11 protein-coding genes are annotated in these 16,679 nt (G+C 55.0%); all 11 read right to left on the bottom strand.

The window, feature by feature from the left end; all coding sequences use genetic code 11:
* Nucleotides 1-28 precede the first annotated feature (28 nt).
* Nucleotides 29-1,312: an MFS transporter gene (locus RIN69_RS14965; RefSeq protein WP_313852751.1), complete on the bottom strand. Its 1,284-nt coding sequence runs from the start codon at nucleotides 1,310-1,312 to the stop codon at nucleotides 29-31.
* A gap of 78 nt (nucleotides 1,313-1,390) precedes the next feature.
* Nucleotides 1,391-2,401 carry a Zn-dependent oxidoreductase gene (locus RIN69_RS14960; protein WP_313852749.1) on the bottom strand — a complete coding sequence of 337 codons (1,011 nt, stop codon included), beginning with the start codon at nucleotides 2,399-2,401 and terminating at the stop codon, nucleotides 1,391-1,393.
* Nucleotides 2,402-2,411: 10 nt separating this feature from the next.
* Complete coding sequence (gene manD / locus RIN69_RS14955; protein ID WP_313852748.1) at nucleotides 2,412-3,626, bottom strand: D-mannonate dehydratase ManD; 1,215 nt, start codon at nucleotides 3,624-3,626, stop codon at nucleotides 2,412-2,414.
* Between the two features lie 289 nt (nucleotides 3,627-3,915).
* Nucleotides 3,916-4,065, bottom strand: coding sequence for a DUF2645 family protein (locus RIN69_RS22940; protein ID WP_390902548.1), 150 nt, complete (start codon nucleotides 4,063-4,065; stop codon nucleotides 3,916-3,918).
* 168 nt (nucleotides 4,066-4,233) lie between these two features.
* Nucleotides 4,234-5,133: a lipid kinase YegS gene (gene yegS / locus RIN69_RS14950; protein WP_313852747.1), complete on the bottom strand. Its 900-nt coding sequence runs from the start codon at nucleotides 5,131-5,133 to the stop codon at nucleotides 4,234-4,236.
* A 302-nt stretch (nucleotides 5,134-5,435) separates the two neighbouring features.
* Nucleotides 5,436-6,767, bottom strand: coding sequence for a prephenate-dependent tRNA uridine(34) hydroxylase TrhP (trhP, locus tag RIN69_RS14945; protein ID WP_313852746.1), 1,332 nt, complete (start codon nucleotides 6,765-6,767; stop codon nucleotides 5,436-5,438).
* A gap of 127 nt (nucleotides 6,768-6,894) precedes the next feature.
* Nucleotides 6,895-7,599 (bottom strand): envelope stress response regulator BaeR, encoded by a 705-nt coding sequence (baeR, locus tag RIN69_RS14940; RefSeq protein WP_313852745.1) that lies wholly within the window; start codon nucleotides 7,597-7,599, stop codon nucleotides 6,895-6,897.
* Between the two features lie 10 nt (nucleotides 7,600-7,609).
* The gene (gene baeS / locus RIN69_RS14935) at nucleotides 7,610-8,992 is read right to left on the bottom strand and encodes an envelope stress sensor histidine kinase BaeS (RefSeq protein ID WP_313852744.1); all 1,383 of its coding nucleotides are present in this window, start codon (nucleotides 8,990-8,992) and stop codon (nucleotides 7,610-7,612) included.
* 54 nt (nucleotides 8,993-9,046) lie between these two features.
* Nucleotides 9,047-12,118 (bottom strand): multidrug efflux RND transporter permease subunit MdtC, encoded by a 3,072-nt coding sequence (gene mdtC, locus RIN69_RS14930; protein ID WP_313852743.1) that lies wholly within the window; start codon nucleotides 12,116-12,118, stop codon nucleotides 9,047-9,049.
* Nucleotides 12,115-15,237, bottom strand: a complete 3,123-nt coding sequence (locus RIN69_RS14925; RefSeq protein WP_313852742.1) for an MdtB/MuxB family multidrug efflux RND transporter permease subunit — start codon at nucleotides 15,235-15,237, stop codon at nucleotides 12,115-12,117. Before RIN69_RS14925 ends, mdtC begins: the two co-directional genes overlap by 4 nt.
* The gene (locus tag RIN69_RS14920; RefSeq protein WP_313857762.1) at nucleotides 15,237-16,469 is read right to left on the bottom strand and encodes an MdtA/MuxA family multidrug efflux RND transporter periplasmic adaptor subunit; all 1,233 of its coding nucleotides are present in this window, start codon (nucleotides 16,467-16,469) and stop codon (nucleotides 15,237-15,239) included. Before RIN69_RS14920 ends, RIN69_RS14925 begins: the two co-directional genes overlap by 1 nt.
* Nucleotides 16,470-16,679: the final 210 nt, after the last annotated feature.

The following is a 16,679-nucleotide window of genomic DNA, read 5'->3' as shown; positions in this document are numbered from 1 at the left end:
AGAAGGGCGCGGAAAGCGCCCTGAGCAATCAGACCGAAACCGTATCAGTGGAGGCTTTCGGGCTTTTAATCAGCACCAGAACCAGCACGGCACCCAGCGCGGCAATCACCCCTGCCAGCACAAATGCGCTGTCGAATTTACCGGTATTCTGCACGATATAGCCGGTCGCGATCGGGCCGATAATGCCGGAAATACTGCCGATAAGATGGATAAAACCACTAATACCGCCGACGCGACTTTTATGTACCACGTCCTGAATAATCGCCCAGTAGATGGCGCCGGTGATATACAGGAAAAAGATTGATACCGACATCAGCACCACTGCGGAAGTCACCCCTTGTACCGTACCAGCCAGCGCCACACAAATTGCCGCCGCCAGCAACGAGACGACCAGCACAATTTTTCTCGACAGCAGTAGCCTGCCGGTAATTTTGAAGATCTTGTCGGAAATCAGTCCGCCCAGTGCCAGCCCAACAAAGCCAACGATCCATGGGATCATGGTGGTAATGCTCATCGACTTGATATCGAGATTGTGCGCCTGCACCAGATAAGCCGGAAACCAGCTGAGGAAGAAAAACAGGATGTAGTTGTAGCAGAAGAAGGCGAAGGCGGTGACCAGAATCACCGGCTGGCGCAGATAGTAACCAAGGCCATGAGCCGCCTGCGCTAAATCCTGCTCGGCACTGATTGGCTCTTGTTTCAGCTGGTCGATCAGTTCGCGCTCTTTTGCCGAAACCAGCCGACTTTTAGCCGGATTATCCGATGCGATAAAGAACCAGAACACCATCCAGACGATACCAATTGAGCAGATAATCATAAACGCCGGACGCCAGCCAAAGGAGAGCGCCAGATAGCCAACAATCGGCCCGGCGACCGCGCCGCCGAGCGGTGAACCGGCGCTGAGAAAGCCCATCGCCGTTGCCGCCTGTTTTTTCGGGAACCAGCCATTAATCGCTTTATTCGCTGAGGCGCATATCGGGCCTTCCGCCATCCCGAACAGCACGCGCAGAATCAGCATCGACCAGAAACCGGTGGCAACCGCCGTCAGGCCGCAAAACAGTGACCACATGCCGACCGCGACGCCGAGTACCAGCGTCGGGCCATATTTATCGGTAGCGAGGCCGCCAATAAAGTTAAACAGCGCATAACCGAAGAAGAAGCTGCCAAAGATCATGCCGAACTGTTCGGCATTCAGCAGCAGATCTTTTTCAATCATCGGTACGGTCAGCGACAGGGCGACACGATCGAGGTAGTTGATCATGTAGACCAGAAATAACAGCAGTACGATTGTCCAGCGCAGGTTCTTGAACATGTTGACTCCGTAGGGTTTTTTATTTTTCAGGTACAGCATGCCTGGTAGAAACCGGCAAATGCCGGTTCCGTGAAACAGTTAACTCACTTTTAAAATCACTTTGCAGCAGCGACGCGGCTGCTTTTCAAACAGGGTCATCGCCTGCTCAACATCACTGAGTGCGAAGGTGTGGGTGACCAGCTTCTCCGGCTGAATGAATCCCTGCTCCATCCACTCGATGACCTGCGGAAAACGATTGCTGTTCAGCCGTGAGGTAAACAGCGACAGCTCTTTGCTGGTCAGGCTCTGCTGCGTCAGCGTGCACGGCTCGCCGGAGAAACCCAGCAGGCCGATGCGCGCCGCCGGTGAGGCGAGCGCGACGGCTTCGGCTAAAATCGACGGATGGCAGGCGGCATCAATAATCAGCGTGGGCTTTATGCCATTTAGCTGAGTATCCAGCGACTGCTGGCTATTATCGATCACCCAATCTGCGCCGTTTTCTTGCGCCAAAGCCAGTCGTTCAGGCAGGCGGTCAACGACGATAACTTGCCGGACGTTATAGACGCCTTTCAGTACCTGGATCGCGGTCAGGCCCATCGGACCGGCACCGTAAATCAGCGCGATATCGTCAGTCGTCGGTTGCAGAAAGGCGGTGATATTGGCGGCGATGGTAAAAGGCTCCACCAGGCTGGCCAGCGTATCGGGAATGCTGGCCGGTAGCTGACAGGCGTTTTTAGCCGGTGCCAGAGCGTACTCGCTAAAACCGCCGTCGCGATGGACGCCAATCACCTGCAGTTCGCTGCACACGTTGGGGCGGCCTACCGAACAGGGGTAGCAATCACCGCAGCTGACGACCGGATCGACCGCCACCCGTTCGCCGATGCGGCTGCTGTCGACACCTTCACCAACCGCATCAATCCGGCCAAAAAACTCATGGCCGATAACGCGTGGATAGCGCGCAAAAGGATTATGGCCGTGCCAGATATGCACATCGGAACCGCAGATACTGGCATACTGTACTTTGACGCGCACTTCACCTGCTGCGGGCAGCGGCAGCGGGCGCGTTTCAATGCATAAGCTGCCGGGACGTTCAATGACTACACTTTTCATCGTCGTCTCCTTACCAGTTCCACAACGTGCCGTCTTCAAGACGCGCAACGGGCAAATAAGCCGGTTCATAGGGATATTTGGCTGCCAGCTTTTCATCGAACTCGATACCGAGTCCTGGTTTTTCACCCGGATGCATATAGCCGTTGTCAAAGCTCCAGCTGTGGTTAAACACCTCCAACATCTGCTCGGAGTAACCCATATACTCCTGCACGCCAAAGTTCGGCACCCAGAGGTCGAAATGCAGCGCAGCCGCCATACAAATTGGTGACAGATCGGAAGGGCCGTGGGAGCCGGTGCGCACCTGATACAGCGAGGCGAAGTCGGCAATGCGCCGCATGCCGCTGATGCCACCGGCATGGGTGATGGTGGTGCGGATATAGTCGATTAACTGCTCTTCTATCAGCTGTTTACAGTCCCAGATACTGTTAAAAACCTCCCCGACGGCAATCGGCGTCACGGTGTGCTGGCGAATCAGGCGGAAACTCTGCTGGTTTTCTGCTGGCGTCGGATCTTCCATCCAGAACAGGCGATAATCTTCAACGCTTTTACCAAAACGCGCGGCTTCAATCGGCGTCAGGCGGTGATGCATATCGTGCAACAGATGTTCGTTAAAACCGAATTTGTCACGGATAGATTCAAACAGCTTTGGCGTAAAATCGAGGTACTTTTCTGTTGACCACAGCTGCTCTTCCGGCCAGTTGCCTTTGGTCGCTGGTTCGTAGGCCAGACCTTTGCCTTTCGCCATTCCGTAAGTGGTTTTCATGCCGGGCACGCCGCACTGGGCGCGAATCGCTTTAAAACCCAGCTCTTTATGGCGCGCGTAGTCATCCATTACTTCATCAATGCTGTGGCCAGTGGTGTGGCAATAGACCATTACACCAGTGCGCGATGCGCCGCCCAGTAGCTGATAAAGCGGCATATTGGCGGCTTTACCTTTGATATCCCATAGCGCCATATCAACAGCTGAAATGGCTGACATGGTAACCGGACCACGACGCCAGTAAGCGCCCTTGTAGAAGAACTGCCAGATATCTTCGATTTGATGGGCATCGCGGCCAATCAGCTGCGGGCAGACATGATCTTTCAGGTATGAAGCGACCGGCAGTTCGCGGCCATTTAGCGTGGCATCGCCGATGCCGGTCAGGCCTTCATCGGTAGTAATTTTGACGGTGACAAAGTTTCTTCCCGGGCAGGTGACAAATACTTCCGCGTTAACAATTTTCATCTCGATGACCCTGTGACTGCGTTCGATGATGAAAAAATACGCGCATTTATACTACCATACAAGTTAGATGCTCAGATTTGCGGCGGTGATCACGTTGTCAGTTCGTTAACCGTTTGTGACGCCTTTTGCATCCTGCAACCGTCAGGACGGGAACCGAAAAATGGGATACTGCCAGTCAAATAATTAATTAGCTAACTACACCACCGCAATCTGCCAAAAAATTGCCAGAACCACAGGCAGCATAAAAATAGCGTTATTAAAGTTAACTATCCGCAACGCGTGCTTTTTTTCAGGCTAAAGAAATAAACGGTGAAATGACTAATAAGGTAAGCGCGGCAGTGAAGTCACGAATAATATCGACGACAAACACGCGCCGTGCATCGCAGACGTTTTTGATTTCATCTCCGTCGATATAAAGTTTTTCTTCAAATAAGAGCAGTAAAAATAAAGAACAGACAAAGTAATAGGCTAATAATACTGAGAGTAAACTTTTTCCAGTTCATTAGTATGCCATCAAAATCATACTCATTATCAATATAAAGTAATTTATAAACAGCATGATAAAATTTCTGCCTTCCCCCTTTAACTGAGGAAGGCAGAATACTCGTTACGCCAGCAGTTCACATGACGGCGGCAAGCGGCATTGCAGCGCATCAGGCATAACTTCAATGCGGAATTCGCTGCCGCTCAATGGTTCACCGTCGAGGTTAAATGTCATTTCGTTTGGCGCACGAATCGTCAGCCACGGCAGGGAGGCGGTGACCATATTCGGATTATCATCATCACGGGTTAACGAATGCAGCAGGGTCGGGAGAATCTCCTGTGAGGTGACGATACTCAGTTCCAGCGCGCCATCATTAATCAGTGCGCTCGGGCATAAACGCTGCCCGCCACCCGCCTGGCGGCCATTGCCAATGCCAATCACCAGCGCATCGCCTTGCCAGTTAAAATCCGGGCCGTTGATTTCACAGCTGTCGGCTTTCAGCTGATCCATACGCATCAGGCCGTGAATAAGATAGGAGACGCCGCCCAGCGCCGATTTCAGCTTCTCTGGCGTTTCGGTGGTAATGCGCGTGCCGAACCCGCCGGTGGCCATATTAATAAAATAGCGTTGCTGGTTCACGCAGGCCAGATCGATGCTGACCGCTTTGCCGACAATCGCCAGTCTTAGCGCCTGCTCCATATGGTCGGGAATACTGGCGCTGGTGGCGAAATCATTGGCGGTGCCGAGCGGCAGAATACCCAGCACCGGGCGGATATGGCTTTCCAGTTTTGCCAGCGCAGTGGCAATTTCATTAATGGTGCCGTCACCGCCGCCCGCTACCACCGTTTCGGCATTCATATCCAGTGCTTCACGCAGATAACGTTCGCCGTCGCCGTGTTCCCAGGTCACACGAACTTCTATCGGGTATCCTTCATCGCGCAGAGTGGTGATTGCGGCACGCAACTCCTCGTTGCCTGCGCCTTTGCCATTTAAGATCACCAGCGTAAGTGCATGCTTGTCCATTATTGATCCTTGTAATGCGCTGGCCGAAGTGGCCGGTAAATCAGGGTCTGATGCAGATTTTATAGCATATCACGACGGGAATTTTTATCAGACAGACGGCTAACCGGAGATAAAAAAAAGAAAAACCCGCACGGGGGAGCCGGGCGGGCGAATTGAGGTGGTTCTGTAAAACCTTGCTATTTGGTGTTGGTCGTTTTTAGCAAGCGAGATAGTAGCCAGAAAACCCGCAGATGAATGTGATCAAATTCTAAGATCTGTAACGGCGGGTAAATTAGCTGAAGGCCAGTTCTCCCGCCATTTTCTTAGCTGAGATTACGCATCAGCAGCGCGTAACTCAGATCGATCTCTGGAGGAATCGGCACCCAGACAAAATGGCCGTTGCCCGGTGCGACGTCAACCGCCTGCGACCGGTTATTCTCCATCTCTTCGAGAGTGAAGTTGACATTACCCGCTGGCGTCATCAGTTCCAGGCTGTTACCAATGGCGAATTTATTTTTAACGTCGACCTGCGCCAGATGACCGCGACGCTCGCCGGTGAACTCGCCGACAAACTGCTGACGATCCGACTGCGAATGGCCGCTTTCATAGCTCTGATAGCTGTCGTGGGTGTGACGACGCAAAAAACCTTCGGTATAGCCACGGTGTGCCAGACCTTCCAGCGTCTCCAGCAGTGAGGCGTCGAAAGGTTTACCCGCTGCGGCATCGTCAATCGCCCGGCGATAAACCTGCGCGGTACGGGCGCAATAATAGAAAGATTTGGTGCGGCCTTCGATTTTCAGCGAATGCATCCCCATTTGCGTCAGTTGTTCGACGTGGGCGACCGCGCGCAGATCTTTCGAGTTCATAATGTAGGTGCCGTGTTCATCTTCAAACGCGGTCATATATTCGCCCGGACGCTGGGCCTCTTCGATCATAAAGACTTTATCGGTTGGCTGGCCCTGACCGAGCGTTGGCTCGATATTCCTGACCGCAATCGGCTCATACTGATGAACAATATTGCCGACCTCGTCCTGTTTACCTTCTTCGACCTTATACTCCCAGCGGCAGGCATTGGTGCAGGTTCCCTGGTTGGGGTCGCGTTTATTCAGATAGCCGGAAAGCAGGCAGCGTCCGGAGTAGGCCATGCACAGTGCGCCATGGACAAAGATCTCCAGTTCCATTTCTGGCACCTGCTGACGAATTTCCGCAATCTCTTCCAGCGACAGTTCGCGCGACAGAATCACGCGCGTCAGCCCCATCTGCTGCCAGAATTTTACCGTGGCCCAGTTTACCGCGTTAGCCTGAACTGACAGATGCACCGCCATCTGTGGGTAAGCTTCGCGCACCAGCATAATCAGCCCGGGATCGGACATAATCAGCGCGTCCGGCCTCATCTCAATCACCGGTTTTAGATCGCGAATAAAGGTTTTCAGCTTGGCGTTATGCGGCGCGATATTCACCACCACGTAAAACTTTTTACCCAACGCGTGCGCTTCATTGATCCCGATGGCGAGATTCTCATGATTGAATTCGTTGTTGCGCACCCGCAGGCTGTAGCGTGGCTGACCGGCATACACCGCATCTGCACCATAGGCAAAGGCGTAACGCATATTTTTCAGCGTTCCGGCCGGAGAGAGGAGTTCCGGTTTAAACATATTTTTCTCAGTCTGATGTCAGGTCAGAACGGCATTCAGCCGCCAGCCAGCGCCAGACAAGAGTGTCGGGCTGGCCTTACAAATTGTGCGGGGATTGTAGGAGGTCGGCAGTAGAATGTAAATTGCGCTAGATCAAACGACAGACATCTGCCTCCCAGCGGTAGCCCATACCATAGACAGCGCGGATAAAAGGCTGATCGCTGTCGAGCGCTTCCAGCTTGCGGCGCAGATTTTTTATATGGCTGTCAATGGTGCGATCCGTCACCACCCGGTAGTCGTCATACAGGTGATTAAGCAGCTGTTCGCGGGAGAAAACTTTGCCGGGTTCCTGCGCGAGCGTTTTCAGCAGACGGAACTCTGCCGGGGTCAAATCAAGCGGGCGTTGATTCCAGCTGGCCTGAAAACGTCCTTCATCTACCAGCAGCAGTGAGGCTTGCTGTGCTTCTTCCGGCGTCTGCCTGACGCGGCGCAAAATAGTTTTCACTCGCGCCACCACCTCGCGCGGGCTGAACGGCTTGCAGATGTAATCATCAGCACCGATTTCCAGCCCCAGCAGGCGATCGATCTCTTCGGTTTTTGCCGTCACCATCATTATCGGCAAATCGGAGAAGCGCCGCATCTCACGGCACAGCGTCAGGCCGTCAACTCCCGGCAGCATCAGGTCGAGCAGCACTAAGTCCGGCTCACTTTGCCGCACATAGCTAAGAACCTGATTGCCATCGGCAATATGGTGGGTGCGGTAGTTCGATGCCTGTAAATAATCGATCATCAACTGAGCCAGTTTCGGCTCATCTTCAACGACCAGAATCAGGGGCTGGTGATATTCAGTCATTTTCTCTTATTCAGTTAGAGTCCAGCGGTAATGCTACCGTAATGCGCAAGCCACCTAAATCAGAGTGCTCCGCACTGAGGGTGCCGCCGTGCGCCTCGACAATATTTTTGCAAATCGACAGCCCCAGTCCGGAGCCGCCGCTGGCACGATTACGCGAGCTTTCGGTACGATAAAAGCGTTCAAAAATTTGCTGGCGCTGCTCATCGCTTACGCCAGGCGCAGAATCATCAAAATGCAGCAACATCTTATCAGCTTCTGACGTCAGTGAAATCCTCAGCCCGCCACCGGCGTCGGTATAGCGCAGACTGTTCTCCATCAGATTGGTAAACAGCTGCATCAGGCGGTCAGCATCAGCAAAAAGCGGTGCCTGATCCGGCAGCGACAGGGTTAAAGATAGCTGGCGGCTGGCAAAGCGCGCGCGGAAAATCCCGCTGACCATTTCCAGTAAGGAAACCACATCGGTGGGGCTTTTGCGGTAGGCCAGCGCGCCTTCATCCGACAGCGAGAGCTGATGCAGATCGTCGACCAGTTTGGTCAGCGTGGCCACTTCCGCCTGCAGTGAGACAATGGCTTCCGGCGTCAGTTTGCGCACGCCATCCTGCATCGCTTCCAGCTCGCCGCGCAGGATGGCCAGCGGCGTGCGCAGCTCATGGGAAATATCCGCCATAAAGGCCCGGCGCATACTCTCATTTTTTTCCAGTGAGCTGGCAAGTTTGTTAAAGTCCTGCGCCAGCCGGCCAAGTTCATCGCGGCTGCTGACTTCAACCCGCTTGGAAAAATCACCGGCGGCCAGGTAATAGGTGCCTTCTACCAGCCGTTTTACCGGCGCTAACAACCCGCGCGACATTAGCCAGGTGACCCCGGCAGCTAACAGCATCGACAGCCCGACAATCAGCCAACTGGTGCGCCGTTGCTGCTGGTCAAAGTTAATATCGGCACTGCGGGTCAGCCGTTCTGGCGGCGAACCAATGACCCAGCCGACAATTTTGTTATTGCTGGTGGTGATATTGTGCCGTATTCCTTCATGCGGCACCGGTTCGCGCGGGCCAGCCAATACGTGATATTGCTGATCGATTATCCAGAACTGAGTGCGCCAGCCGTGTGGCGGAATCGCATTACTGGCCTCGGAGCTTTGCTCCAGCGAGCGCAGAATGGAAAAAATCCGCTTGTCATTGTTGCGCAAAAAGTCCCAGTTACCGTGCTGCTCATACTGATCGGCCAGTGCATCGCTGAGCAGCGCCAGCCGCTGTTCATTGCCGCGCTTAATATAGTCAATAAAGCCATGTTCAAAGCTGAGGCGCACGCCCCAGTGCATGATAATCAACACCAGCATACAGGTGGAAAAGATGGCACAAAACAGTTTGGCGCTGATGCCGACACGCATTCTTTTCATCGATCTCTCTTACTCCTGCGGCTGGCGTTAATCTCCAGGCGCGATACCGCGTAGTTAAGCATCATACTGAGGCTGATAACGTTTTTTTCGCCGCAGTTTATCCATATACAGATAGACGACCGGAGTCGTGTACAGCGTCAGCAACTGACTCATTACCAGCCCGCCGACAATGGTTATTCCCAGCGGCTGGCGCAGTTCCGCGCCGTCGCCGCTGGTCAGTACCAGTGGCAGGGCACCAAACAGCGCCGCCAGCGTGGTCATCAAAATCGGCCGAAAACGCAGCAGGCAGGCCTGATAAATTGCGTCACGCGCACTCTGATTACCGTTACGCTGCGCGTGCAGCGCGAAGTCTACCATCATGATCGCATTCTTTTTCACGATACCAATCAACAGCATAATACCAATCAGTGCGATTAGGCTAAACGGCGCGCCAAACAGTTCCAGCGCCAGCAGTGCACCGACACCCGCAGAGGGCAGGGTAGAAAGAATCGTCAGCGGATGGACGTAGCTCTCATACAGAATCCCCAGCACGATATATACGGTGGCAATCGCCGCCAGAATCAGCAGCAGCTGACTGTTCTGCGTATCCTGGAATACCTGCGCGGTACCGGCAAAACTGCCGCGCACGCTGGAGGGAACGCCAAGTGCGGTAACGGTGCGGTCAATCGCCGCTGACGCTTCCGACAGCGAAACGCCAGCGGGCAGGTTGAAGGAGATGGTCGAAGAGGCCGACAGTCCTTCATGGTTAACCGACAGCGGAGCGTTGGCCGGTTGCCATTTGGCAAACCCGGAGAGCGGAATGGATTTACCTTCGCTGTTAATCACAAACATATGGTCTAACGCGCTGATATCCTGGGTATAACGCGGATCGACTTCCATCACCACTTTGTACTGATTCAGCGGCTGATAAATGGTGGAGATCTGGCGCTGTCCAAAGGCGTTATTCAGCAGTGCGTTAGTGTCGGAAACCGAAATGCCGAGCCGCGACATCGTTTCCCGATCGTAAATCAGCGCCATTTCCGAGCCGTTATCCTGCTGATCCGAATTGACATCCGTCAGTTCAGGCAGCTTGCTAAACGCCTGGCGAATTTTCGGCTCCCACTCACGCAGGGAGTCGAGATCATCGGACAGCAGCGAATACTGATATTCGGCATTCGACTGACGACCACCGACGCGAATATCCTGCACCGCCATCAGAAACAGGCTGGCTCCCGGCTCTTTCGCCAGTTTTCCCCGCAGCCGCGCAATCACCTGTTGCGAGCTCTCTTTACGTTCGGAGAGCGATTTCAGCGTGATAAACATCATGCCGCTGTTGGTGCGGGAACCGCCGGTAAAACCGGTCACATTGGTTACGGCCGGATCTTCGCGCACGATCTTCATAAAATCTTCCAGCTTGCCGCGCATTGCCTGGAATGAAATGCTCTGGTCGGCAGAAATATTGCCCATCAGGCGGCCGGTGTCCTGTTCCGGGAAGAAGGTTTTTGGAATCGAAATATAGAGATAGACCGTCAGGCCGATGGTAGCCAGAAGCACCAGTAACGTCCAGCGAGCATGGTCAAGCACCCAGCGCAGTGAGCTGCCGTAGCCCTGTTGCAGCCGGAACATCAGCTTGTTAAATCCACGGATGCGCGGCTGGCTGCGCGGTTTATGCGCTTTTAACAACCAGGCGCACATCATTGGCGTCAAAGTGACCGAGATCAGTAGCGATATCCCTATTGCCACCGACAGCGTGACGGCAAATTCGCGGAACAATCGCCCGACCAGCCCACTCATCAGCAGCAGTGGAATAAATACCGCCACCAGCGAAATGCTCATCGACAGCACGGTAAAGCCGACTTCACGTACCCCCTGCAGTGAAGCCTGCAGCGGTTTCATGCCGGCTTCAATATGGCGCGAGATATTTTCCAGCACCACAATTGCATCATCGACGACAAAACCGGTGGCGATAGTCAGCGCCATTAGCGACAGGTTATTAAGGCTGAAGCCGCACAGGTACATGGCGGCGAAAGTGCCGATTAGCGAAACCGGAACCGCTACCGCCGGGATAAGCGTGGCGCGAGCAGAACGCAAAAAGACAAATACCACCAGAATCACCAGCGCCACGGCAATCACTAACGACTGCTCAACTTCCGCCAGCGAAGCGCGGATAGTGGGTGAGCGATCCTGGGCGATTTCCAGCTGAATTGACGCCGGCACGATATTCGCCAGCTCCGGCATCTCCGCGCGGATACGATCAACGGTCTGAATAATATTGGCTTCAGGAGACTTGCGAATCATCAGCAGAATCGCCGGGCGCGCGTTGGACATCCCGGCATTACGCAGATCCTGTACGGAGTCTTCGACGGTGGCGACATCCTGTAATCGTACCGCCGCACCGTTATTGTAATGCACGATCAGCGGCTGATATTCCTCGGCGGTTTTCAGTTCATCGTTGGTTCTTATCTGCCAGCGCTGCTGCGGGTTCTCTATCGCCCCCTGCGGCTTGCGCACGTTGGCAGCGGCAATCGCCGTGCGCACCGCATCCAGCGACACGCCCTGATTAAACAGCGCCTGCGGATTAAGCGCCACGCGCACTGCCGGTAACGAGCTGCCGCCTACCGAGACGTCACCAACGCCGTCGATTTGCGCCAGTTTTTGTGCCAGTTGAGTAGAGGCGTAATCATAAAGCTGACCCTGAGAATAAGTATCGGAGGTCAGCGTCATAATCATAATCGGCGCATCGGACGGGTTAGCTTTGCGATAGGTCGGGCGACTCGGCATGCCGCTTGGCAACAGCGCCTGGGCGGCATTGATGGCGGCTTGCACATCACGCGCGGCACCGTTGATATCACGATCGTAATCAAATACCAGAATAATACGCGTACTGCCGAGCGAGCTGCTGGAGCTCATTTCACTGACGCCAGCAATGCGGCCCAGCGAACGCTCCAGCGGTGTCGCGATCGACGATGCCATGGTTTCCGGTGACGCACCCGGCAGTGAGGCACTGACCATAATCACCGGGAAATCGACCTGTGGCAGCGGCGCCACCGGCAACAGACGAAAACCGAGAATACCGGCAAGAGTGATGGCAATCGTCAGCAGAATGGTCGCGACCGGCCGGTGGATAAACAGCGCGAAAAACTTCACGATGCATTCTCCGTGCGCTTAAAGCGGCGGCGCGTGGCCAGCGACAGGCGATCAAACAGCAGATAGATCACCGGCGTGGTAAACAGCGTCAGGATCTGGCTGAGGATCAGCCCGCCAACCATCGTCACGCCGAGTGGCTGGCGCAGTTCTGCACCAACGCCGGTGCTGAGCATCAGCGGCAGCGCACCAAACAGCGCCGCCAGCGTGGTCATTAAAATCGGACGGAAGCGCAGCAGACAAGCCTGATAAATCGCGTCATACGGCGTCATACCCTGTTCGCGTTCGGCGGCGAGGGCGAAGTCGATCATCATGATGGCATTTTTCTTAACGATACCAATCAGCAGGATGATGCCGATTATCGCAATCACATCCAGTTCGTTGCCGCTCAGCATCAGCGCCAGTAACGCGCCAACACCGGCGGTCGGCAGCGTCGACAAAATGGTGATCGGATGAATAAAGCTCTCATACAGCACGCCGAGCACGATATACATCGCCACCACCGCCGCAACAATCAGCCACACCGTGCTGCCGAGCGCCGCCTGGAACGCCAGCGTACTGCCCTGAAACTTGGTAATAATGTCTGATGGCATTTCCAGCTGCTGTTCGGCCTGAGTAATCGCTTTGGTGGCTTCTTCCAGTGAATAACCGTCGCCAACGTTAAACGAGAAGGTGGTCGACGGGAACTGATCGAGATGATTGATCGCCAGTGCAGTATGACGCTGCTCAACGCTGGCGAGGGTATTCAGCGGCACGCTGCTGCCGTCGCTGCTGGTCAGGCGAATGCCATCCAGCGCCGCCAGCCCCGGCGTGCTGCTGGTATCCTGTTCCAGTACCACGCGGTACTGATTCGCCTGGGTGTAGATAGTGGAGACCAGCCGCTGACCAAAGGCGTTATACAGCGCGTTATCCACGTCGGCCATCGAAATGCCCAGCCGACTGGCGCTGTCGCGATCGACTTTGATATAGGCTTCCAGCCCCTGATCCTGCCAGTCGCTGCTGACATCCTGCAACTGCGGCAGCTTCTGCAGTTCGGTCAGCAGGGCAGGGACCCATTCACTGAGGGCATCCAGCGAACCGGTCTGTAAGGTAAACTGATACTGGGTGCGGCTCAACTGGGTATCAATGGTCAGATCCTGCACCGGCTGCAGATACAGCGTAATGCCCGGCACGCGTGCGACTTCTCTTTGCAGCCGCTCAATCACCGCCGGAATGCGATCGTCGCGTTCGTCCAGTGGTTTCAGGTTGATTTGCAGTCGGCCACTGTTCAGCGCCGGATTAGTGCCATCGACGCCGACAAACGAGGTCAGGCTCTGCACCGCCGGATCTTTCATAATGATCGAGGCGACGGTCTGCTGGCGCTGGGCCATACTGGCGTAAGAGACCGACTGCGGCGCCTGTACCGTACCCTGAATAATGCCGTTATCCTGTAATGGGAAGAAGCCTTTCGGAATCATCATCCACAGCAGTATCGTCAGCAGCAGGGTGCCAATCGCTACCCCGAGCGTCAGCCACGGATGATTCAGCACGCGCTTGAGCATCCGGCCATAGGCAGCAATCACCCGATCAAACATCGCCTCGCTGGCACGGGAAAAACGGTTCTGTTTGCGCAGTGATTCTGCGCTGAGCATACGCGCGCACATCATTGGCGTCAGCGTCAGTGACACCACCGCCGAGATTAATATGGCAACCGCCAGCGTGACGGCGAATTCGCGGAACAGCCGTCCAACAATATCGCCCATAAACAGCAGTGGGATCAGTACCGCAATCAACGAAAGCGTCAGTGAGATAATGGTAAAACCGATCTCTCCGGCCCCTTTCAACGCTGCTGCTACCGGTTTCTCGCCTTTTTCGATATAGCGCGAAATGTTTTCAATCACCACAATCGCATCATCGACGACAAAGCCGGTGGCGATAACCAGCGCCATCAGCGTCAGGTTATTGATCGAGAAATCGAGGAAATACATCACTGCAAAGGTGCCGACCAGCGACAGCGGCACTGCAACCGCCGGGATAATCGTCGCCGGGACGTTGCGCAGGAACAGATAGATGATCATCACCACCAGCGAAATCGCCAGCAGCAGTTCCAGCTGCACGTCATGTACCGAGGCGCGAATATTGGTCGTGCGATCCGACATCAACTGTACATCAACTGATTTAGGCAGTGATGCGGTTAGCGCGGGCAGCATCTGACGAATGCTGTCGGCGGTAGTAATAATATTGGCACCGGGCTGGCGCTGCACATTCAGTACAATTGCCGGCTGGCGATTGGCCCAGGCGCCGAGCCAGCTGTTTTCCGCACCCTGCTCAACGGTAGCCACATCGCCAAGCCGCACCGCCGCGCCATTTTTATAAGCGACAATCAGTTGACGATAATCTTCCGCCGATTTCATCTGATCGTTAGCCGACAGCGTGACTGAACGTTCCGGGCCATCCAGGCTGCCTTTTGCTGAATTGACGTTGGCAGAGGTAATAGCAGTACGGATAGTTTCACTGTCCAGCCCCAACGCGCCAATCGCCTGAGCGTTCATTTTCACCCGCACTGCCGGGCGCTGGCCGCCGGAGAGCGTAACCAGACCGACGCCGGAAACCTGCGAGATTTTCTGCGCCACCCGGGTTTCCACCATGTCCTGCACCTGAGTCATTGGCATGCTGGTGCTGGTCACCGCCAGCGTCATAATCGGCGGATCGGCCGGATTTACTTTGCTGTATACCGGTGGATTGGGCAGATCGGAGGGCAGCAGATTAGTGGCTGAGTTAATCGCCGCCTGCACTTCCTGCTCGGCGACGTCGAGCGGCAGGCTTAGCTGGAACTGTAAAGTGACCACGGAAGCGCCGCCGGAACTTTGCGATGACATCTGCTTCAGCCCGGACATCTGACCAAACTGACGCTCCAGCGGGGCGGTAATTGCCGAGGTGACCACGTCCGGACTGGCGCCGGGATACAGCGTCACGACCTGAATGGTCGGATAGTCAACTTCCGGCAGTGCCGAGACCGACAGGGCGCGATAACCGATAATCCCTGCCAGCAGAATAGCGACCATCAGCAGGGTGGTAGCAACCGGGCGCAGAATAAACTGACGTGATGGCCCGCCGCCAGACTCAGGAGGCATGACCTGCATCAGGAACGCTCTCCCTTCGCGCGTTGAGTGGTTTTATCGGATGACAGTGGGGTGTTTTGTGCCGCCACCACTTCAACCGTGGCTCCTTCCGTCAGGCGGTCCAGCCCGTCGGTAACCACCCGCTCGCCGCTGTCCAGGCCAGCTTTAATCACCACTTTTTCACTGTCCTGAATCCCGACGCTGACGCCCTTTTTACTGACTTTATTCTCGCTGTTCACCACCCAGACAAAGTGGCCTTCACTGCCCATTTGTAGCGCGGCGGCCGGGATGACGATGGCATCATCCAGCGTGTTGACCTTCAGGCGCACGTTAACAAACTGATTAGGAAACAGTTTGTCGTCTTCATTAGCAAAGCGCGCCTTCAGCTTAATTGTACCGGTAGTACTGTCGATCTGATTATCCAGACTCAGCAGCTTGCCGTCGGTGAGGTGAGTTTTGTTACTGCGATCCCAGGCTTCGGTCAGCAGTGAATCGCCGCTTTTTTGCGCCGGTAAAATCATCGCAATATTATTTTCTGGCAGGCTGAACACCACATCTACCGGGTGGGTTTGGGTGATCACCACGATGCCGTTGGTATCGCCACTGGTAATATAGTTGCCGATATCGACCTGTTTCAGGCCGACGCGTCCGGCAATCGGTGAGGTAATCCGGCTGTAGGTCAGATTGAGCTGGGCGCTGGCGACACTGCCTTCATCGGCTTTGATACTGCCCAGTGTTTCACTGACCAGCGAGCGCTGAGTATCCAGCTCCTGCTGCGATACCAGTCCGGTTTTTGCCAGCTTTTCATAACGCGCCAGGTCGCGCCGTGCATTTGCCAGCGTCGCCTGGTCTTTTGCCAGTTGCCCTTGCGCCTGGGTCAGCGCCACCTGATACGGGCGCGGATCGATTTCTGCCAGCAGCTGACCCGCTGCCACCTGTTGACCTTCGGTAAAGTGCAGCGCCATCAGCTCACCGTCGACGCGGCTGCGCAGCGTTACGGTGCTGGCAGCGTTCACCGTACCTAAACCGGTAAGATATTGCGGTACGCTCTGCGTGACGGCAGTAGCGGCCTGTACTGGAGCCGCAGGCATTCCACGGCGTGCACCGCCTTTGCCGCGCTGCTGCTGAGATTCTACAGCGCCCGGCGATGACGGGGTGCTGTTATGGTGCCACCACCAGAGCGCACCGGCGGCAACAACTGCCACGATGGCAACAATAATAATTTTTTTTGGCGTGCGGCGTGCGGCGTTCATATTGTCAGTAGCTCTCCAGCGGTGCGAACGATAATTCTGGTGGGTCATAACGCAATAACCCACAAAGACCTTAGTGTAGACAGCTAAGGCGATAAAAAAATGAAGGAAATAAGGATAACTGTATAGTTTAGTTGTGTCGCCTGATTCGAGGCTTCTGGCGGCTATTATGCTGGCCTCAGCCGTCGGCACTATTCATATCCTGAAAATCTT

Origin of the sequence: Winslowiella toletana, from assembly GCF_032164335.1 — a bacterium.
Taxonomy (GTDB): Bacteria; Pseudomonadota; Gammaproteobacteria; order Enterobacterales; family Enterobacteriaceae; genus Erwinia; species Erwinia toletana_A.
The sequence above is the reverse complement of the archived record's forward strand: the minus strand, read 5'-3'. Positions and strand labels throughout refer to the sequence as shown.